Origin of the sequence: Bradyrhizobium betae, from assembly GCF_008932115.1 — a bacterium.
Lineage (GTDB): Bacteria > Pseudomonadota > Alphaproteobacteria > Rhizobiales > Xanthobacteraceae > Bradyrhizobium > Bradyrhizobium betae.
In genome coordinates this window covers 5,448,067-5,467,459 of record NZ_CP044543.1, presented here as the reverse complement: position 1 = coordinate 5,467,459, position 19,393 = coordinate 5,448,067, and the positions used below count along the sequence as shown (strand labels likewise).

15 protein-coding genes are annotated in these 19,393 nt (G+C 65.3%); 8 read left to right on the top strand and 7 right to left on the bottom strand.

Annotated features, from left to right (window positions below; all coding sequences use genetic code 11):
• Positions 1-2 precede the first annotated feature (2 nt).
• Together F8237_RS26260 and F8237_RS26255 are read right to left on the bottom strand one after the other, a co-directional pair.
• On the bottom strand, positions 3-545 hold the full coding sequence (locus F8237_RS26260; RefSeq protein WP_151649137.1) for a tripartite tricarboxylate transporter TctB family protein: 543 nt from the start codon (positions 543-545) through the stop codon (positions 3-5).
• A 132-nt stretch (positions 546-677) separates the two neighbouring features.
• On the bottom strand, positions 678-1,652 hold the full coding sequence (locus F8237_RS26255; protein WP_162006221.1) for a Bug family tripartite tricarboxylate transporter substrate binding protein: 975 nt from the start codon (positions 1,650-1,652) through the stop codon (positions 678-680).
• Positions 1,653-2,419: 767 nt separating this feature from the next.
• Between F8237_RS26255 and F8237_RS26250 the strand changes: the two genes are divergently transcribed.
• Positions 2,420-2,959 carry a prepilin peptidase gene (locus F8237_RS26250; protein WP_275938756.1) on the top strand — a complete coding sequence of 180 codons (540 nt, stop codon included), beginning with the start codon at positions 2,420-2,422 and terminating at the stop codon, positions 2,957-2,959.
• 77 nt (positions 2,960-3,036) lie between these two features.
• On the opposite strand, the gene F8237_RS26245 is transcribed toward F8237_RS26250, so the two are convergent.
• Both F8237_RS26245 and F8237_RS26240 read right to left on the bottom strand, forming a co-directional pair.
• Positions 3,037-3,834 (bottom strand): enoyl-CoA hydratase/isomerase family protein, encoded by a 798-nt coding sequence (locus F8237_RS26245; protein ID WP_151649134.1) that lies wholly within the window; start codon positions 3,832-3,834, stop codon positions 3,037-3,039.
• 24 nt (positions 3,835-3,858) lie between these two features.
• Complete coding sequence (locus F8237_RS26240) at positions 3,859-5,058, bottom strand: pyridoxal-phosphate-dependent aminotransferase family protein (RefSeq protein ID WP_151649133.1); 1,200 nt, start codon at positions 5,056-5,058, stop codon at positions 3,859-3,861.
• A gap of 217 nt (positions 5,059-5,275) precedes the next feature.
• Between F8237_RS26240 and F8237_RS26235 the strand changes: the two genes are divergently transcribed.
• Together F8237_RS26235 and F8237_RS26230 are read left to right on the top strand one after the other, a co-directional pair.
• Positions 5,276-8,284, top strand: a complete 3,009-nt coding sequence (locus F8237_RS26235) for an FAD-binding and (Fe-S)-binding domain-containing protein (protein ID WP_374761588.1) — start codon at positions 5,276-5,278, stop codon at positions 8,282-8,284.
• Positions 8,277-8,705 carry a GlcG/HbpS family heme-binding protein gene (locus tag F8237_RS26230; RefSeq protein ID WP_151649132.1) on the top strand — a complete coding sequence of 143 codons (429 nt, stop codon included), beginning with the start codon at positions 8,277-8,279 and terminating at the stop codon, positions 8,703-8,705. Before F8237_RS26235 ends, F8237_RS26230 begins: the two co-directional genes overlap by 8 nt.
• A gap of 931 nt (positions 8,706-9,636) precedes the next feature.
• Here F8237_RS26230 and F8237_RS26225 read toward each other — a convergent pair.
• Positions 9,637-10,419: an enoyl-CoA hydratase/isomerase family protein gene (locus F8237_RS26225; protein WP_151649131.1), complete on the bottom strand. Its 783-nt coding sequence runs from the start codon at positions 10,417-10,419 to the stop codon at positions 9,637-9,639.
• 166 nt (positions 10,420-10,585) lie between these two features.
• Between F8237_RS26225 and F8237_RS26220 the strand changes: the two genes are divergently transcribed.
• Positions 10,586-11,968 carry a caspase family protein gene (locus F8237_RS26220; RefSeq protein ID WP_201280154.1) on the top strand — a complete coding sequence of 461 codons (1,383 nt, stop codon included), beginning with the start codon at positions 10,586-10,588 and terminating at the stop codon, positions 11,966-11,968.
• Here the strand turns inward: F8237_RS26220 and F8237_RS26215 are convergent.
• On the bottom strand, positions 11,965-14,055 hold the full coding sequence (locus tag F8237_RS26215; RefSeq protein ID WP_151649130.1) for a molybdopterin-dependent oxidoreductase: 2,091 nt from the start codon (positions 14,053-14,055) through the stop codon (positions 11,965-11,967). The genes F8237_RS26220 and F8237_RS26215 overlap by 4 nt on opposite strands.
• A gap of 233 nt (positions 14,056-14,288) precedes the next feature.
• Here F8237_RS26215 and F8237_RS26210 point away from each other — a divergent pair, with 233 nt between their 5' ends.
• From F8237_RS26210 to F8237_RS26195, 4 genes are read left to right on the top strand one after another with little or no spacing between them, the layout of a single operon-like run.
• Entirely contained in the window at positions 14,289-15,263 is a 975-nt protein-coding gene (locus F8237_RS26210) for a tripartite tricarboxylate transporter substrate binding protein (protein WP_162006220.1), read from the top strand.
• A gap of 12 nt (positions 15,264-15,275) precedes the next feature.
• Positions 15,276-15,746 (top strand): (2Fe-2S)-binding protein, encoded by a 471-nt coding sequence (locus F8237_RS26205; RefSeq protein WP_151649129.1) that lies wholly within the window; start codon positions 15,276-15,278, stop codon positions 15,744-15,746.
• The gene (locus F8237_RS26200; protein WP_151649128.1) at positions 15,743-17,869 is read left to right on the top strand and encodes a xanthine dehydrogenase family protein molybdopterin-binding subunit; all 2,127 of its coding nucleotides are present in this window, start codon (positions 15,743-15,745) and stop codon (positions 17,867-17,869) included. The genes F8237_RS26205 and F8237_RS26200 overlap by 4 nt, the downstream gene beginning before the upstream one ends.
• Positions 17,866-18,564, top strand: coding sequence for a molybdate ABC transporter substrate-binding protein (locus F8237_RS26195; RefSeq protein WP_151649127.1), 699 nt, complete (start codon positions 17,866-17,868; stop codon positions 18,562-18,564). The genes F8237_RS26200 and F8237_RS26195 overlap by 4 nt, the downstream gene beginning before the upstream one ends.
• A 9-nt stretch (positions 18,565-18,573) precedes the next feature.
• Here F8237_RS26195 and F8237_RS26190 read toward each other — a convergent pair whose 3' ends face one another.
• A complete protein-coding gene (locus F8237_RS26190) occupies positions 18,574-19,380 on the bottom strand; it encodes an SDR family NAD(P)-dependent oxidoreductase (RefSeq protein WP_151649126.1) in 807 nt (268 codons plus the stop codon).
• Between the last annotated feature and the right edge of the window lie 13 nt (positions 19,381-19,393).

Genomic DNA, 19,393 nt, shown 5'->3' with positions numbered 1-19,393 from the left:
GCCTAGTGGCCGAAGGCCGCTTCGAGCGGCCCTTTCGGCATGATGACGTCGAAGGCGATGTCGAAGGTGACGAACATGATCGCCGTGAACACGAAGGCGGTGAGCAGGGACTTCCACGGCGCGATCTTGCCGATCACGCGCATGAAGCTCGCAATCAGCAGGAAGCTCGCGACATAGAGGCCGAGGAACTGCGTCACCAGGCAGAACAGCAGCGTCGGCACGAACACCGCCATCACGCGGCGCGCCTGCGCGCGCGTGACGAAAGTCTCAGCCGCCTTGCGGTGCGCGACCAGCGCCGCGATCAGGCCGTAGAGACTGCCGCCGCCGAGGATGACGGAGAGATAGAACGGGAAATAGCCGGGCTCGGGCCCGGTCGAATCCCAGGAGGCGCCGGTGCGCCAATTGTCGTAGCCGAGCGTTGCGGCCAGCGCGAACAAGAGGATGCAGACGAATATCTCGATCGTGCCGGAGGAGACGACGGAGGGTGAATCCTCTTCAGGCGCGGTCGGATCGTCGACGACGATTTCAAGATCGGTTTGGGACATGCTCTGCCAGATCAAGTTGCGCTGTCATCATCCGCGAAAGCGGATGATCCAGTACGCCGTGCAGAAGCCGTCTTCGAGTTCTGTGCAATACTGGATGCCCCGCCTTCGCGGGGCATGACGCGGAGGATGTGCTTACTTCGCGACGAAACCCGCTTCCGTCATCAGCGACTTGTTGACGGCATCATCCTCCTCGAGGAATTGCACCATGTCCTTGCCGGTGAGGAAGATCGGCTTCAACGCCTGCTTTTCCATGTAGTCCTTGTACTCGGCGGTCTGGGTCACCTTGTGGAACAGCTCGACATAGAACGCCTGCTGCTCCGGCGTGACCTTGCCGGGCAGGAACATCGCGCGCAGCATCAGATACTGGACGTCGACGCCCTCCTCCTTGCAGGTCGGGATGTCGGCCCAGGACTGCGTGTCCGTCACCTTGGTGGTGTAGGAGATCCGTTCCTTGTCGAAGACGCAGAGCGGCCGCACCTGGCCGGCGCGCCAGACTTCGAGATTTTCGGATGGATTGTTGACGTTGGCTTCGGTGTGGTTGCCGACGAGCTGGGTCGCGGCCTCGCCGCCGGACTTGTAGGGCAGATAGGAGAATTTCGCGCCGGTCTTCTGCTCGAGGAAGACGGTGAGCACGTGATCTTCACGCTTGGAGCCGGTGCCGCCCATCTTGAACGGCGCGCTCGCCGCCTTCGCCGCCGCGACGAATTCCTTCACGGTCTTGGGACCCGCGCTGTTGTCCCACAGCACGAACTGGTCGAGCGCGATCACCGAGACCGGGGTCAGCTCACGCCAGTTGAACGGGATCTTCGCCGACAGCGGCAGCATGTAGATCAGCGAATAGGCGATCAGCACCTTGTTCGGATCGCCCTCGCTGGACTTCATGTACATCAGCGCTTCCGCGCCCGAAGCCCCGCCCTTGAGCGAGACGACGATCGGCTGCTTCATCAAATTGTTCTTCTGGATCGCGGCCTGCATCATCCGCGCCATCTGGTCGGAGGCGCCACCCGCGCCCGCCGCCACCACGATCTCGACCGGTTTGGTCGGCTCCCAAGCGGCAAAGGCCGGCGTGCCGCAAAGCGCGGCGGCCAGCGTGATCGCGGCCTTCATTCCATGTCTCACGCGCGTCTTCCCTATTCTTCGCCTATGTTATTGTTTGGATTGGTAATTCAAGATTCAGGCGAATTGCATTGTGCGGGCGAATGCCGGCCAGTTCAAGCCGGCCCGGCACCGCCCCGCTTATGACTTTGGAATGAGATCGATTGCAAGCACACGCTTGCAATCGATCCTCGAGACTGTGGCCTGCAGCCCAACCTCCAGGCGTGAATCCCGTTCATCCCCTTCGCCGCGGCTCGATCAGACCCGCCCCCTGCGCTGGTCCGAACATTAGTTCAATATCGCCCCGTGGGAAGGCAACGACTATGCGGATCTCGCGGAATTCCCGAAGCAGATGTTCTTCCTCCACTATGGACCTTGGATGGGTTGGCCGGCCTACCTCGTTCAGCTTCCATTGGTTCTTTTCGCAGCCTACCTGCTATGGATTGCAATGCGCGTAGAGACCCCCGCACACCAGCAGTAACGATCAGACCGTTCTCTGCACGCGTTTCGGCCCTCTCGATCATCGATGGCCCATGGTCTATCGAGAAATTAGCCCGTCTGGGTCAATCGAGAGATGCTTGTCACATTCTTGTGCGACAGAGTTCGAAAGGCCGCCGGAAGCATCGGTCGCCTTCCGCTCCTCTCTGACGCTCCTGTAGGAAATGGCCTTCTCGTTCGCTCCATGTCGCACACGCCGGGGAGCGATGCACGACTCCAATCAAGGCTCCAGCACAGGGCGGTCGACCACTATCCGAGGCGGCCTGCTATCCCCGCCTGTCGTGGTTGCGGCCGTCGTCACAAGTCTTCTGATCGCGCCGGGCGCAGACGGGCTGCTGGGTGCATATCTCGCAACGTTGATGCTGGCCATCGCCTCTAACGATGCCCGTTGCTACCTCATTCCAAACGAACTGACCGCCGCGGCCTTCGGACTCGCTTTTCTGCACGCAGCAGCAATCACTCCCGATGCTGGTGCATCATCCATGCTCTGGATGGTCTTCCGCGCCTCTGCGGTAGCTCTGCCGTTGTTGCTTCTCTCGGTGTTCTATCACCATTGGCGAGGCCGGGAGGGATTGGGGCTTGGGGACGTCAAGCTTGCCGCGGTTGCCGGTGCCTGGCTCGAACTCCCGACAGCGGCTGCGGTGATCGAGTTGGCAGCGCTTTCAGCGATTGCCGCCTATATCGCAGCAGCGGCAATGCGCAGGCGACCAATGCGGGCGACGGCATTCCTGCCGTTCGGACTCTTCATGGCGCCGGCAATCTGGATCGGCTGGCTAAGCGAACGTTTGCTGCTGCGTTGGGCATATCCCTGGCCCGGCTGACCGGAGCGAAGGCTGCGAGGTGATCCGCTTGGCTCGCGCGCCCGCTTTTGTCATCGAGACGCGGAGATGCCGTCGCGCTACTTGCCCTTCCAGTTCGGCGTGCGCTTGTTGAGGAAAGCGTCCATGCCCTCGCGGAAATCTTCGCTCATATAGGCCTTGAGGATCAGGTCCTCGCCTTCCTCGCGCGACAGCGTGCGGCGGATGCGGCGCACCGCTTCCTTGGTGGCTTCCAGCGTCAGCGGCGCGTGGCTCGCGACCAGCTTGGCGGTTTCGTCGGCGCGGCGCTGCAGCGTCTCGACGTCGGGCACGATTTCGGTGAGCAGGCCGAGCGCCAGCGCCTCGGGCGCCTCGACCAGGCGCGCCCTAAAGATCATGTCTTTAGTGCGGGCGGGACCGACCAGCGCGACGACGCGGCTGATGTTGGACATCGACAGGCAGTTGCCGAGCGTGCGCGCGATCGGAAAGCCCATCCGCGTCGTCTCGGTGCCGATGCGGAGATCGCAGCAGGCCGCAATGCCGGCGCCGCCGCCGGTGCAGGCTCCCGCGATCGCCGCGATCACGGGCACGCGGCATTGCTCGAGCGTGCCGAGCACGCGGTCGATGCGGGCCTCGTAGTCGAGGGCGTCCTGCGCGGTCTTGAAGGCACGAAACTGGGAAATGTCGGTGCCGGAGGCAAATGCCTTGTCCCCGGCGCCGGTCAGGATCAGCGCCTTGATCGAACGGTCGGCGTTGATCTCGGTGCAGATCTCCGCCATGCGGTCATACATGGCGAAGGTCATGGCGTTGCGCGCCTGGGGGCGGTTGAAGGTGATCCGCGCGATGCCGTCCGTGACGGAGTAGAGCAGGTCTTCGTTGGTCGTCGTCGGTGCGTTCATCGCGCGCTCACTTTCCAGTTCAGTTCAGGCGACCTGGGCTTTGGTCATCGGCACCACATCGCGTCCCTTCAGGACGTCCATGGCAGCCAGCACGCCGCCGCTCCGGTGCGGAATCTTTGCAAGATCCAGGCCCATCTCGACGCCGGCGAGCGTGCCCATCAGCATCAGATCGTTGAAATGGCCGATATGGCCGATGCGGAACACCTTGCCCTTGACCTTGTTCAGCCCGGTGCCGAGCGACATGTCGAAGTTTTCCAGCACCACCTTGCGGAAGGCGTCGGCGTCGTGTCCGTCAGGCACGCGCACGCCGGTCAGCGCCGGCGAATGTGCGGCGGGATCGGCACATTGCGTCTCCAGGCCCCAGACCTTGACCGCCGCGCGCGTCGCGGCGCTGTGGCGCTTGTGACGGGTCCAGACGTTCTCCAGCCCCTCCTCCTCCAGCATCTTGACCGCTTCGCGCAGGCCGTAGAGCAGGTTGGTGGCGGGCGTGTAGGGGAAGGTGCCGAGCTTGTTGAAGGTGATGACCTCCTGCCAGTCCCAATAGGAACGCATGCCGGGATTGGCCTTCGCCACCGCGAGCGCCTTCTCCGAGACAGCGTTGAAGCTGAGGCCGGGCGGCAGCATCAGGCCCTTCTGCGAGCCGGCGACCGAGACGTCGACGCCCCAGGCGTCATGCTCATATTCCATCGAGCCCAGGCCGGAGATGGTGTCGACCATCAGCAGCGCCGGATGCTTGACGCGGTCGAGCAGCTTGCGCACCTCCAGCGGCGGCGTCACGCAGCCGGTCGAGGTTTCGTTGTGCACGACGCAGACCGCCTTGATCGCGTGCTGCTTGTCGGCGGTCAGGCGCTTCTCGATCTCGGCGAGGTCGGCGCCGTGGCGCCAGTCGCTCGGGATGAAATCGACGTCGATCTTGAATTTCTCGGCGATGCCGCGCCACAGCACGGCGAACTGGCCGGTCTCGCACATCAAGACCTTGTCGCCGGGCGCGAACACGTTGACCATCGCCGCTTCCCAGGCACCGGTCCCGGACGAAGGGAAGATGATCACGGGCTGCTTGGTGCGGAACACCCGCTGCATCGCGGCCAGCACGCCGAAACCGAGCTCGGCGAATTCCGGACCGCGATGGTCCAGCGTCGGCATGTCCATCGCCCGCAGCACGCGGTCCGGCACATTGGTCGGTCCTGGAATCTGTAGGAAATGCCTTCCACTATGCACGGTCATCGGCGTCCTTCCCGGTCTTGAATCTGTCTTTGAGCCTGTCTTGGCTTTGCGTCTGTCGGCCTCGATCGAAAGGCCTTGGCGAGCCGTTCGCATATCATTATTCGCCGGGCTTGTCCCTCGCCGGGTGGGGTCCGTCAAGGCACAAGAAGCAGGGCTCGCCTTGCCAAGGGGCCCGCCGGTAGGCAAGACGGGGGCGGCGAACAGGCGAGAGCGGACCATGGCGGCTGAAGTGGCCGGAAAATCACAGGAATCGGCCCAAATGGACGGCCTGGCGGCACGGCTGGCCCGGGAGATTTCGGGCGACGTCCTGTTCGACCCGTTCAGCCGCGGCCGCTACGCCACCGACGCCTCGTTCTACCAGATCGTGCCGGCCGGCGTGGTGGTGCCGCGCAGCATGGACGAGGCGCTGCGGACGCTCGCGATTGCCCGCGAAAAGGGACTGAAAGTCACCCCGCGCGGCGGTGGCACCTCGCAATGCGGCCAGACCGTCAACGACGGTCTCGTGGTCGATCTGTCGAAGCACCTCAACCGCATCCTGTCGCTCGACGTCGAAAGCCGGACCTGCGTGGTCGAGCCCGGCATCGTGCTCGACGACCTCAACCGCCAGCTCAAAAAGCACGGCCTGTGGTTTCCGGTCGACGTTTCCACGGCCTCGCGCGCCACCATCGGCGGCATGGCCGGCAACAATTCCTGCGGCGGCCGCAGCCTGCGCTACGGCACCATGCGCGACAACACGCTGTCGATGGAGGCGGCCCTTGCCGACGGCACGCTCAGCCGCTTCGGTGAGGTCTCCCGCGATCTCTCCGAGATCGACGCAAGCGACAGCGCACGGTCCCTGTTCCGCGATATGCTCGATCTCGGCACGCGCGAGGCCGACGAAATCGCCGCGCGCTTCCCACAGGTGCAGCGCCGGGTCGGCGGCTACAATCTGGATGCGCTGGTACCGCGCAATGCGCCCAACAACATGGCGCATCTGCTGGTCGGCTCCGAAGGCACGCTGGCCTTCACCACCAAGGTCGAGCTGAAGCTGTGGCCCGTCATCCGCAACAAGGCGCTCGGCATTTGCCATTTCGGCAGTTTCTATGAGGCGATGGACGCGGCCCAGCACCTGGTCAAGCTGAAGCCGATCGCGGTCGAGCTGGTCGACCGCACCATGCTCGCGCTCGGCCGCGACATCGCGATGTTCCGCCCCATCATCTCCGCAGCGATCAAGGGCGATCCGGATGCCGTGCTGGTCGTGGAGTTCGCGGAAGAAGACCAGGCCGACAATCTCATGCGCCTCAAGCAGCTCGGCGAGCTGATGGGCGATCTCGGTTTCGGCTGGAATAACGACAAGCGCAAATGGGGCGGCGTGGTGGAGATCACCGAGCCCGCGCTTCAGGGTGGCATTGCCGATTTCCGCGCCGCCGGCCTCAACGTCATGATGTCGATGAAGCAGGAGGGCAAGCCGGTCTCCTTCGTCGAGGACTGCGCCGTGCCGCTGCCCCATCTCGCCGACTACACCGCGCGGCTGAACGAAGTGTTTGCCAAACACGGCACCAGCGGCACGATGTATGCCCATGCCTCCGAGGGCTGTCTGCACGTGCGTCCCGTTCTGAACCTGAAGCTGGAGAAGGACGTCAAGGCGATGCGCGCCATTGCCGAAGAAGCCTTCGCGATGGTGCGCGAGTACAAGGGCTCGCATTCCGGCGAGCATGGCGACGGCCTGGTGCGCTCGGAATTCCACGAAGCCATGTTCGGCGAACGTCTCGTTGCCGACTTCAGGGAAGTGAAGCAGCGCTTCGATCCCGGCGGCGTCCTCAACCCCGGCAAGATCGTCGACGCGCCCAAAATGGACGACCGCTCGCTGTTCCGCTTCAAGCCCGGCTATCGCGTCACTGAGCTGAAGACGAAGCTCGACTGGTCCGCCTACCCCGGCGCCGGCGGCGGCTTCCAGGGCGCGGTCGAGATGTGCAACAACAACGGCGCCTGCCGCAAGCTCGAGGGCGGCGTGATGTGCCCGTCCTACCGCGCAACGCGCAACGAGAAGGACGTCACGCGCGGCCGCGCCAACACGCTGCGGCTCGCCATCTCCGGCCAGCTCGGCGCAGGCGCGCTCTCCTCCGACGAGATGATGGAGACGCTGAAACTCTGCGTCTCCTGCAAGGCCTGCCGCCACGAATGCCCGACCGGCGTCGACATGGCCAAGATGAAGATCGAGGTGCTGGCGGCACGCGCCGCCTCCCACGGGCTGACGCTGCGCGATCGGCTGGTCGGCTACCTCCCGCATTATGCCGGCCTTGCCTCGCGCTTCGCGCCGCTGGCGAATTTGCGCAACCGCAGCCCGCTGCTGCGAAAGCTGTTCGAGCGCTTCGCCGGCATCAGCGCACGCCGCGCCCTGCCCGCCTTCCGCAGCGACGTTTTCGTGGCGCCGGCCGCCAGCGTCGGTCCACAGACCGGCCGCGAAGTCGTGCTGTTCGCCGACACTTTCAACCGCATCTACGAGCGCGAGAATCTCGACGCCGCGCTGCGCGTGCTTAACGCCGGCGGCTATCGCGTGCATTTGCCGAAGCCCACGAACGGCGGCCGCCCACTGTGTTGCGGCCGCACCTTCCTCTCCGCCGGCCTCGTCGACGAAGCCAGGTCGGAGCTCGATCGCCTGGTGTCCGCCTTCGCGCCCTTCGCCGCACGCGGCGTGCCGATCGTCGGCCTCGAGCCGAGCTGTCTCCTGACGCTGCGCGACGAGCTCGCCTCGCTGCGCAAGGACGACGACGCCAGGGCCGTCGGCGCCCACGCGCTGACCTTCGAGGAGTTTCTGGTGCGCGAGGCCGAGGCCGGCCGGCTGCAACTGCCGCTCGGCGCCATCGCCGACAAGGCCGTGGTGCACGGTCATTGCCATCAAAAATCCTTCGGCGCCTTCAAGCCGGTCGAGCAGGTGCTACGCCTCGTCCCTGGCCTTGAGGTCGAGACCATCGAGTCGAGCTGCTGCGGCATGGCCGGCGCCTTCGGCTATGGCGCGGACACCTATGACGCCTCGATCGAGATGGCCGAGCTGTCGCTGCTCCCCGCCGTGCGGCGTGCAGGTGAGGCAACGCTTGTCGTCGCCGACGGCACCTCCTGCCGGCACCAGATCCACGATGGTACCAAGCGCGAGGCGCTTCACGTCGCGCGCGTGCTGGCGATGAGCCTCGATCGCGCAACAACCCAATCCACCCCTCCCGCCGCAAAGGAACCCAGCCATGGCTGACCTCACACTCGACGCCGCCCGCAAGATCCTCGACGCCGCCTTCGCAAAAGCCACCGAATTGAAGCTCAAGCCGCTGGTCGTCACCATCCTCGACGCGCGCGGCGTGCTCAAGCTCGCCGCCGCGCAGGACGGCACCAGCCTGATGCGTGCGGAGATCGCGCACGGCAAGGCCTATGGCGCGCTCGCCATGGGCATGGGCTCGCGCGCGCTCTATCAGCGCGCCCAGGAGCAGGCCTATTTCATCGACGCCGTGAACACGATTGCGAAAGGCGCGCTGGTGCCGGTCCCCGGCGGCGTGCTGATCCTGGACGGCATCACGCTGCTCGGCGCCGTCGGCGTCTCCGGCGACACTTCCGACAATGACGAGGCCTGCGCAGTGGCAGGCATCCAGGCGGCGGGACTGAAGGCCAACGCGGGCTGACGTCATCGTAGGGTGGGTTCGCCGAAGGCGTAACCCACCACTGTTCGTTTCCGTAGGAACGGAGGTGGGTTACGCCGAGCAGATGCGCTTCGCGCATCTGCAGGGCTAACCCACCCTACGCAGCTACAATCCCTTGCGCTGCCCGACGGGCAAAACACCCCATCTGTCGGTCAATGCGCGCCGCCAAAAATATTCGCCTTTACAGAAATTCGGAATCGGCGGATATTGCGAGCACTCCGGCCCAAGGAAGAGGGGCGTATCGCGATCGTCACGAACGCGGGCCGGACGGCGGTGGACGTGGGCCACATCGGTGCGACGGTGATCGCAGGGCGGGAAACCGTGAGCGAGGCACATCGCACGTACGACCGGTGTGATCCGCGTACGGCAAAATCGTGTGGTCCTGGCGCCCGCAGGCTGGCGTCAAGCGTTGCGGTGATGTGGCGGCCCGACCGGGCCCGCGCATCAGCCATCCGCAAGGCGACGGGGGCAATAGTGCATCGCTCCCCGGGGAGAGCGCGACATAAGCCGTAAAGCCACCGCGCAGGGAAGGCCGGATGTTTGGCTTCACCTGTATGCCGCTGTGCAGATTTCTCACTACGACTTCGCACAGTGGACCGCGGGTGCCAGCCGGCACCCGGTCTTCCCTGCGCCCTCTTTCATTTGAGGGTGAGACGATGAAGCAAAGCTCGGACGAATACGTCGCGAGAATGCGAAGCTGCGTCTGCTGTATGAGATGTAAATTGGGGAGCGACGGGACGATGGCTGTATCACCGTCACCCTGAGGTGCGCGTTCTGCGGCGCAATCGCGCCGCCGAACAAGCCTCGAAGGGCGACGGCCCGGCTGCATCTCGGCCGTACATCCTTCGAGGCTCCCGGCGCGCTGCTAACCGCATCGCGCCACTCGCACCTCAAGATGACGGGTCTAACAATGTCACCTCCCCGTCCAGACCGGCTTGCGCTTTTCGCCGAACGCCTTCAGCCCCTCTTTCGCGTCCTCGGTCATCGCGAGCAGCGCGATCTGGCTTTCGGTGTAGGCGATGCTCTCGTCGAACGACATCGCGGCGATGGCGCGCATGGCGTACTTGCCGCGGCGGATCGCGGTCGGGGACTTGTCGACGATGCGGCCGATCAGCCAGTCGACCCTGGCATCCAGCTCGGCGGCAGGCACGACGTAGTTGAGCAGGCCCGCGGCTTGCGCGGCCTTGGCATCGAACGGCTCGCCGGTGAGCGCCCATTCGTTGACGAGCCGCGGCGGCGCGATGTTCTGCAACAGGCTCAGCACCTGCATCGGGAACACGCCGACCTTCACCTCTGGCAAGCCGAAGATGACGTGATCGGCCGCGATCGCCATGTCGGTCATGCAGAGCAAGCCCATGCCGCCGGCCATGCAGACGCCGCCGACCCGCGCAATCGCCGGTTTCGTGGCGTTCTGTGACAAACGTAACAGATCGGCATAGTCGACATTTGGTTTGGAATGGTCCATCGCGAAAGCGGCGCCGGAATTCTGCAGATCGGCGCCCGCGCAGAACGCCTTGTCGCCCGCGCCCGTCAGCACGATGACGCGGACGTCCTTGTCGTCATGCGCGTCGCGATAGCCTTTGGTGATGCCGGCGATCACGTCGCCGTTCAACGCGTTGCGTTTCTCGGGCCGGTTGATGGTGATCCAGAACGCCTGCCCGCGCTTCTCGGTGATGACGGCTGTGGTGTCGGTCATGGCACGCTCGCTTCCTTGCTCCCGTTTTGCCGCCATTTGCGGCAGGTGGGGCGGCGCGCGCAAGGGCAAACTGCAACGCTGTGTCACCATAGCGTGTGGGCGCAACTTGGCTTGCCGATTGAATTATGAACTGCGGCGACTATCCTGACTGGAGATTTTATCACCGATGAGCCATTTCATGCGCGCCGCCGTCATGTTGCTGCTGGCAGGCTTGATCGTCGCAAGCAGCGGAGCCGCAAGCCAGGCGGCCGACGCGACAAAACTCGCGCTGGTGATCGGCAACGCAAAATATCCTGACAATGAATTCGTTCTGAGCGACGCCGCCAACGACGCCCAGGCCGTCGCCGAGGAATTGAAGCGCGACGGGTTCGTCGTCGACCGGCAGAGCAACCTCACGGCCGACGCCATGCGGCAGGCGCTGGATCGCTTCTATGCCCGGATCGAACGCGGCGCCGTCGCGCTGATCTTCTTCGATGGCTTCGGCATCCAGTCCAACCGGCAGACCTATCTGCTGCCGGTCGACGCGCAGATCTGGACCGAGCCGGACGTGTCGCGCGATGGCTTCAGCCTCGACGCCATTCTCGCCGAGATGAACACGCGCGGCGCCGCGATCAAGATCGCGCTGATCGACGCCTCCCGCGGCAATCCGTTCGAACGAAGGTTTCGTCGCTACTCGGCGGGCCTCGCACCGGCGATTGCGCCTGGCAATTCGCTGATCCTGTATTCTGCCGCACTTGGCGCGGTCGTAGCGAACAGCAAGACCGATCGCAGCCTGTTCGTCACCGAGCTGCTGCGCGAGATGCGCGCGCCAAACATCAGCGCCGAGCAGGCATTGACCAACACCAAGAACGGCGTGGTCGCCGCCACCAATAGGGAGCAGGTGCCGTGGTTGTCGTCCTCGCTGACGACGGAGTTCTCGTTCGCAGGCCTGGTGGCAGGGCCGCCGGATAAAAAGGGCGCCGATCCGGCGCAAACGAAGCCTGATCCGCAGAAACAGGTCTGCGAGGCTCCGCAAGCAGAGCCTGCCCCAAGCGCCGACGACCTCGCCAAAGACCTTGTCATCGCCGATCTCACCCGCAGGATCGCGGCCAACGCCGACGATGCCGTCTCTCGCTACAAGCGCGGCCAGGTCTACGCGATCAAGCGTGCCTACGCGCTCGCCATGCAGGATTTCGACGTGGTGATCCGCCGCGATCCCAGGGATGCCGAAGCGCTCAACAACCGTTGCTGGACGCGGGCTGCGACCGGCGATCTGCAAGGCGCCCTCGCCGACTGCAATCTGGCGCTCCAGAGCAATCCCGGATTGAGCGATGCGTTCGACAGCCGCGGACTGGTCAACCTCAAGCTCGGGCGTACCGCCGAGGCGATCAAGGACTACACCGATGCGATCCAGCGCAACCCGCGCTCGTCATCCTCGCTCTTCGGCCGCGGTATCGCCACCAGCAGGAGCGGCGGCAACGGCGCCACTGACATCGCGCAGGCGAAGTCCATGAATCCCAACATCGCCAGGGAATTTGCCGGCTACGGGGTGACGGAGTGTGTGCCTTAGACCGTGGCCGCCTTCTTGATCCAGACCTTGTTGTCGTGGAACGCAGCCCCGCCGATCGGCGCGATGGTGTCCGCGCCCGTCAGCATGTTGATGCCGCGGCCACCGATATGATTCTTGTTGGGGTGAACGGACTCCGCGATCAGCACGCCGCGCCGCACGCCTTCGAACAGGGTCGCGACAAGCGTGGTCTCGCCGCGGGTATTGCCGAGCGTCACGGCGTCGCCGTCGGCGATGTCGAGGGAGGCCGCATCCAGCGGGTGGATCATCACGCTCGCCTTGCCCTCGCGCGCCTGCGATGACGGCGTCTCGTTGAAGGTGGTGTTGAGAAAGCTGCGCGAGGGGCTGGTCGCGAGCCGGAACGGATGGGCCTGGTCGGCGTGCTCGATCACCGCCCAATGGTCCGGCAGCGACGGCATCTTGTCGAAGTCGCCCATCGTCTGCCCGAACGGCGGATGCGCCCAATCGGCCTTGAAGTGGAATTTTTTGTCGGCATGGGCAAAGCCGTCGAGATAATGCGAGGTGCGAAAATCCGGTTGCAGGTCGCGCCAGAGGTCGGCTTCGAGGCCGGCGATGTCGCCATGGCTGCTGAGCTTCAGCGTCGCGTCGATCAATTCGCGCGGGGTCATCTCGAAACCCGGATGTTTGGCGCCGAGGCGCGGCGCCAGCGCCTGCAATACCTGGTGGTTGGAGCGGCACTCGCCGGGCGGGTCGATCAGCTTCGGCCCGACCGAGATGTGCTGGTGGCCGCCGCCATAATAGAGATCGTCATGCTCCATGAACATGGTCGCCGGCAGCACGATGTCGGCCATCGCAGCCGTCTCGGTCATGAACTGCTCGTGCACCGCGACGAACAGATCCTCGCGCGCAAAGCCCTGCCGGACCAGCGCCTGCTCCGGCGCCACCGTCATCGGGTTGGTGTTCTGGATCAGCATCGCCTTGACCGGCCCCTTGCCGAGCAGCGCTTCGGCATCGCCGGTGAGGATGCGGCCAATCTGCGACTGGTCGAGCGCGCGGGTGGTCTTGTCGATGGCGTCGTGGGCTTCGATGATGGATTCGTTGAAGTGCCACAGCGCGAAATTGTTGAAGAAGGCGCCGCCGCCTTCATATTGCCAGGCGCCGGTCACCGCGGGAATGCAGAGCGCCGCATGCATCTGCATCGCGCCGTTGCGCGAGCGGGTGAAGCCGTAGCCGAGGCGGAAGAAGGTCCGCTCGGTCTCGCCGACCAGCTTCGCGAAGGCCTCGATCTCGGCCACCGGCACGCCGCAGATGGCGGAGGCCCATTCGGGCGTGCGCGTCTTCAGATGCGCCTCGAGTTCACCGGGGCAATCGGTGTATTTGTCCATGTAGGCGCGGTCGGCATGGCCGTCGCGAAACAGGACGTGCATGACGCCGCAGGCGAAAGCGCCATCGGTGCCGGGGCGCAGGATGATCTTGATGTCAGCCTGCTTCATGGTCTCGTTGTCGTAGATGTCGACCGCGGCGATCTTGGCGCCACGCTCCTTCCGCGCCCGCGCGGCATGCGTCATCACATTGACCTGGGTGTTGACGGGATTGGTGCCCCAGATCACCACGAGGTCGGACAGCGCCATCTCGCGCGGATCGACGCCGGCGATCTTGCCGGTGCCGATCGCAAAGCCGATGCGCCCGACATTGGCGCAGATCGTCTGATAGAAGCGCGAATATTTCTTCACATGCGTGAGGCGGTTGAGCCCGTCGCGCATCACCAGCCCCATCGTGCCGGCATAGTAATAGGGCCAGATCGATTCCGCGCCGAACTCGCGTTCGGCCTGGTTGAAGCGGTGGCCGATCTCGTCCAGCGCCTCGTCCCACGAGATGCGCGCGAACTGCCCGGAACCCTTCGGCCCGATGCGGCGCATCGGATACATCAGCCTTTCAGGATGATGGATGCGCTCGGCATAGCGGGCAACTTTGGCGCAGACGACGCCGGCCGTGTAGGTCTGCTTCTTCGAACCTCGGACGCGTCCGATGCTGCGGCCTTCGACCACCTCGACATCGAGGGCGCAGGCCGACGGGCAATCATGCGGACAGGTCGAATGGCGGATTTCGATCTTGGCGTGCTGGTTCATCTCCCAGTTCGTAACACCAAAATACCGGCCAGCCGAGCGCATTTTCCCGGCAATGCCCATGCGATTTGCTCAAACCGCACGCGCCGCCGGTTCCCGTCGCGGCCGCGAAGCACGCCGCGGCCACACCGAAAACCGCCTGATATTCCCGGCACAATCGACATTGTGAGGCGTCGACAGCCGGCTTGCCCTGCCGCTACAGTGTCGGTCAAAAGAACGACATCAGGGAGGTGGGCATGATGGCCCGACAATCGATGCTGGCGCTGGCCGCCGGCCTGCTCGCCGCATTCTCAGCAGCCCCCTCAGTCGCACAGGATTATCCCAACCACGCGGTCCGCATTGTCGTCCCGTTCGGCGCCGGCGGTCCGGCCGATGTCGCGGCCCGGCTGATCGGCAACGCGCTCCAGGAGAGCTTTGGCCAGCCCTTCGTGATCGAGAATCGCACCGGCGCGGGCGGCGTCATCGGCACGGTCGAAGCGGCGAAGTCGCCGGCCGACGGCTACACGCTGCTGATGATGTCCAACACCCAGACCGCGAACGAATCGCTGCTGACGCCGGACAAGCGCAAATACGAGCTGATGCGCGACCTCGCGCCGATCGCCCCGGTGAACGCTTCCGATCTCGTCATCGTGGTCAATCCGCAAATTCCGGCCAAGACGCTGCAGGAGTTCATCGCGCTCGCCAAATCGCAACCCGGCAAGCTGAACTATGCCTCATCCGGCCAGGGCACGCCGTATCACATGGCCGGCGAGTTGTTCAAAGCGATGGCCGGTATCGACCTCGTCCACGTCCCCTACCGCAACAGCGGCGAGGCGCGCAGCGGCGTGATCGGCGGACAGGTTCAGATGATGATCGACGCCGTGCCGGCGATGGCGCCGAACATCGGCGAGAGCCAGGTTCGCGCGCTCGCGACCACCGGCAAGCAGCGCTCCGCGGTGCTGCCGAACGTGCCGACCGCGATCGAGGCGGGCGTAGCGGGCTATGAAGCCACGATCTGGCTTGGCCTGATGGCGCCGGCCGGCACGCCAAAGCCCGTGATCGACAAGCTCAATGCCGCCGTGAACGCAATGGTGAAGCGGCCGGACATCGTCAAGCTCTGGACCGAGCAAGGCGCCGTCCCCATGTCGATGACGCCGGAGCAGTTCGACAAATTCCTGCGCGGCGACATCGACAAATGGGCCGATGTCGTCAAGAAGTTCGACAAATCCTGAGATCGTAGAGCAATGTCCACCATTCAGTTTCAGCTCAACGGCGCGACGATCGCCGTGGATGCCGACCCGGATCACACCCTGCTCGACGTGCTGCGCGGTCGGCTCGGCATCACCGGTCCGCATTTCGGCTGCGGCGCCGGTGAGTGCGGGGCCTGTCATGTCATGGTCGGCGACCACGCGATGACCTCCTGCGACATGCCGATGTGGTCGGTTGCGGACAAGGACGTCGTCACGGTGGAGGGCCTCGGCACAACGGAGCGCCCGCATCCGCTGCAACGCGCCTTCATCTCCGAGCAGGCGATGCAATGCGGCTATTGCGTCTCGGGAATCCTCACCAGCGCGGCGGCGCTGCTGAAGCGTAATCCGTCACCCACCGAAGCTGAGGTCAGAACCGCGCTCGATCGCAATCTGTGCCGCTGCGGATCGCACAATCGCATGGTCCGCGCCGTGTTGCGGGCGGCCTCGGAGATAGCCGCCCGATGACGTCCCCTGCCCCTCCACTGCCGGTCAGCCTCGCGGCCAATCCAAGACTGTCGTCCTGGGTGCGGTTCACCGATGAAGGGCGCGTCGCGATCTCTCCCGGCAAGGTCGAGATCGGCCAGGGCATCGTCACGGCGCTGGCCCAGATCGCGGCGGACGAGCTCGACATCGACATCTCCAAGGTCGAGATGATCCGCGCCTCGACGGCAGCAAGCCCGAACGAAGGCGTGACCTCCGGCAGCCTGTCGATCCAGCAATCCGGCCGTGCGCTGCGCCACGCCTGCGCCGAGGTGCGCCAGCGCTTCCTCGCCGCGGCGTCGGAGCGTCTCGGCGTCAATGCATCGCTGCTCGATATCGATGACGGCACGATTTCGGGCCCCGGCAATGTCCGGACCAGCTATTGGGAACTGGCCGGCGACGTCTCGCTCGACCACCACGCCACCCCGGGCGCTGCGGCGAAGAGCGCCGCCATGCGCGCCGTTGCCGGACATTCGGTCCCGCGCGTCGATATTCCCGACAAGGTGTTCGCGCGGCCGCGCTTCATTCATGATTTCGCGCTGCCAGGCCTGCTGTACGGACGCATATTGCGGCCCGACGTCTCGGGCGCGAAACCGATCGCACTGGACGAAAAGGCCGCGCGCGCCGTTCCCGGCCTCGTCGCGATCGTCCGCGACGGCGGCTTTGCCGGCGTGATCGCCGACAGCGAGATGGCGGCGCAAGCCGCGCTCACAGCCTTGCGCAAGGGCGCGGCATGGTCGGCCGGCGAGCCGCTGCCCGACGAAGATGATCTGGCAGGCTTCCTGAGGAGCCAGCCGGTCGAGACGACCGCCATCGACACCCGAACAGCGGCATCGACGAAGAAGGCTGCGCGCACCCTCCGCCGGCAATACACCCGCCCCTACGTCGCGCATGCCTCGATCGCACCGTCCTGCGCCATGGCGCGATGGGATGGCGATCGTGTCCATGTCTGGACGCACAGCCAGGGCGTCTATCTGCTGCGCGCCGATCTCGCGATCGTGCTCAAGCTGCCGGCCGAAAACATCCTCGTCGAGCACATGGAAGGGGCCGGTTGCTACGGTCACAATGCGGCCGACGACGTTGCGCTCGATGCCGTCCTGCTGGCGAAGGCGGCCGGCGGTCGTCCTGTGAGAGTCCTGTGGTCGCGCCACGACGAGATGGCCCACGCGCCGTTTGGTGCCGCCATGGCCATCGAGATCGAGGCCGATCTCGATGCGGACAACGACATCATCGGCTGGCGCCATGACATCTGGAGCAACGGCCATGCGGCGCGGCCGGGGCGCGCGGCGCAGCCGGCTTTGCTCGCGGCGACCGAGATCGAAAACCCCTACCCGCGCATGGTCTCGACCAACCCGCCCGCTGCCAACGGCGGCGGCGGCGATCGCAACTCCGTTCCGCTCTATGATTTCCCGGCCTGGACGATCACCAGCCACCGGCTGCTGACGATGCCGGTGCGCACCTCGGCGCTGCGGACCCTCGGCGCGCAAGGCAACGTGTTCGCCATCGAGGCGCTGCTCGACGAGATCGCCGAACTGCGCGGCGAAGACCCGGTCGCGTTTCGTCTGCGGCATCTACGCGACGAGCGGGCGCGCGATGTCGTCCGCGCAGCCGCTCGGCGGGCGCAATGGAAGCCGCAGAAACAACCCGGCGTCGGCTACGGCGTCGGCTTTGCTCGCTACAAGAACACAGGGGCCTATTGTGCCGCGATCGCCGAGATCGAAGGCACCGACGCCATCCGTGTGAGGCGGCTGACGCTTGCGATCGATGTCGGCGAAGCCATCAATCCGGACGGCGTCGTCAACCAGATCGAGGGCGGCGCCATCCAGGCGACGAGCTGGGTACTGAAGGAACGTGTCCGCTTCGACCGGACGCGCATCACCTCCACCTCCTGGACGGAGTATCCGATTCTGACCTTCAGCGAGGTGCCGGCCGTGGATGTCGAGATCATCCAGCGGCCGGAGATCGAACCGGTCGGAGCCGGAGAAGCCGCCCACGGCCCGGTGACGGCGGCGATCGCGAATGCGGTGTTCGATTGCCTCGGCGTGCGTGTGCGCGACTTGCCGATCACGCGCGACAGGATCATCGCAGCCATGGAGCTTGCATCGTGAAGACAGTGACCATTTTGAGCGGCGGCGCGGCGCAAGGCCTGGTTCGCGGGCTCACCGAGGCCTTCAAGGCGCAGACCGGCCTCGGCATCGACGGCGAGTTCGGCGCGGTCGGCGTGATGGCCGACAAGCTGCGCGCGAGCACGCCGGCCGATCTCGTCATCCTGACGCAGGCCCTCCTCGCCAAACTCGCCGAGGAGAAGCTCGTCGCCCCCGCCTCGATCACGGATATCGGTCGGGTCGAGACTGCGCTGGCGGTCCGCAGCCGTGATCCCCAGGTGACGGTGAAGACCGAGGCCGATCTGCGCGATGCGCTGCGCAGTGCCGACGCCATCTACGTCCCCGACACCAAGGCCTCGACGGCAGGGCAGCACGTCGCAAGGGTGCTGGATCAGCTCGGCATCGCCTATGAGGTCGCATCGCGCCTCAAGATCTTCCCGAACGGCGCGACCGCGATGCGGGAGCTTGCGACCTCCACCGCGCAGAGGCCGATCGGATGCACGCAGGCGACCGAAATCATCGCGACCGACGGCATCACGCTATCAGGATCGCTGCCGCCGGGATGCGAGCTCGTGACGATGTACACGGCCGGCGTCACCACACGGGCCGTGCATCCCGAAGAGGCCGCTGCACTGGTCGCGCTGCTGGCTGGCGCAGATCGCAAGGCATTGCGCCAGCGCGTGGGCTTTGCCGGCTAGATGCGAGCTCTATTTATGCAGCTGGGTGAGGCCGGTCGGCGGGCCGTCGACAGCGGTCCAGCCGCCATCGACAAACAGCGTGCTGCCGCTGACATAGCTCGCGGCATCCGACGCGAGATAGGCAACGGCGGTGGCGACCTCGTCGGCGCTGCTCCAGCGGTTGAACACGGTGTGGCCGGCGTAGAGATTGTAGATATCCGGCCGCTGCTTGAACGGGCCGGTCAGCGCGGTCTCGGCGATGCTCGGCGCGATCGCGTTGACACGGACGCCGGAGCGGCCGACCTCGGAGGCAAAGCCCTTCACCAGCAGGCCGATCGCTGCTTTGGTCGAGCCGTAGACGCCGAGGCCGGGCTCGATGGTCACCGCGCGCACCGACGAGCAGGCGATGATGCTGCCGCCCTTCTGCTCGACCATGATGCGGCCAAAGGCCTGGAAGAACCAGACCGTGCCCTTGACGTTGAGGTTGAGGACGCGGTCGAGATCCTCCTCGGTGTAGTCGAGGATGGTCTTGCGGATGTTGAGCCCAGGCGTCGTCACGGCGATGTCGAGCCGCGGGAATTTCTGCATCACGGTTTTCGCCAGCGCATTGACGTCCGCAGCGCTCGCGGCGTCACAACTTGCCGCTTCCGCCCAGCCGCCCTCGTCGCGAATGCCGGCGGCGGTGGCTTCCGCCCCGTCAAGCGCGCGATCGGCGCAGACGATTCGGGCACCGAGCCCGGCCAGCGCCTCGGCGGACGATTTGCCGATACCCGATGCGGCACCGAGCACCACGGCCGTCTTGCCGGTGAGATCGAAGAGCTTGCGATAGTCTGTCACGAACGAATTCTCC

Bases quoted from the DNA above. Each gene is read 5' to 3' on its own strand.
- F8237_RS26235 (WP_374761588.1), top strand. From the start codon at position 5,276: ATGGCGGCTGAAGTGGCCGGAAAATCACAGGAATCGGCCCAAATGGAC.
- F8237_RS26215 (WP_151649130.1), bottom strand. From the start codon at position 14,055: ATGAACCAGCACGCCAAGATCGAAATCCGCCATTCGACCTGTCCGCAT.
- F8237_RS26200 (WP_151649128.1), top strand. From the start codon at position 15,743: ATGACGTCCCCTGCCCCTCCACTGCCGGTCAGCCTCGCGGCCAATCCA.
- F8237_RS26260 (WP_151649137.1), bottom strand. From the start codon at position 545: ATGTCCCAAACCGATCTTGAAATCGTCGTCGACGATCCGACCGCGCCT.
- F8237_RS26205 (WP_151649129.1), top strand. From the start codon at position 15,276: ATGTCCACCATTCAGTTTCAGCTCAACGGCGCGACGATCGCCGTGGAT.
- F8237_RS26230 (WP_151649132.1), top strand. From the start codon at position 8,277: ATGGCTGACCTCACACTCGACGCCGCCCGCAAGATCCTCGACGCCGCC.
- F8237_RS26255 (WP_162006221.1), bottom strand. From the start codon at position 1,652: ATGAAGGCCGCGATCACGCTGGCCGCCGCGCTTTGCGGCACGCCGGCC.
- F8237_RS26245 (WP_151649134.1), bottom strand. From the start codon at position 3,834: ATGAACGCACCGACGACGACCAACGAAGACCTGCTCTACTCCGTCACG.
- F8237_RS26210 (WP_162006220.1), top strand. From the start codon at position 14,289: ATGATGGCCCGACAATCGATGCTGGCGCTGGCCGCCGGCCTGCTCGCC.
- F8237_RS26225 (WP_151649131.1), bottom strand. From the start codon at position 10,419: ATGACCGACACCACAGCCGTCATCACCGAGAAGCGCGGGCAGGCGTTC.
- F8237_RS26220 (WP_201280154.1), top strand. From the start codon at position 10,586: ATGAGCCATTTCATGCGCGCCGCCGTCATGTTGCTGCTGGCAGGCTTG.
- F8237_RS26240 (WP_151649133.1), bottom strand. From the start codon at position 5,058: ATGACCGTGCATAGTGGAAGGCATTTCCTACAGATTCCAGGACCGACC.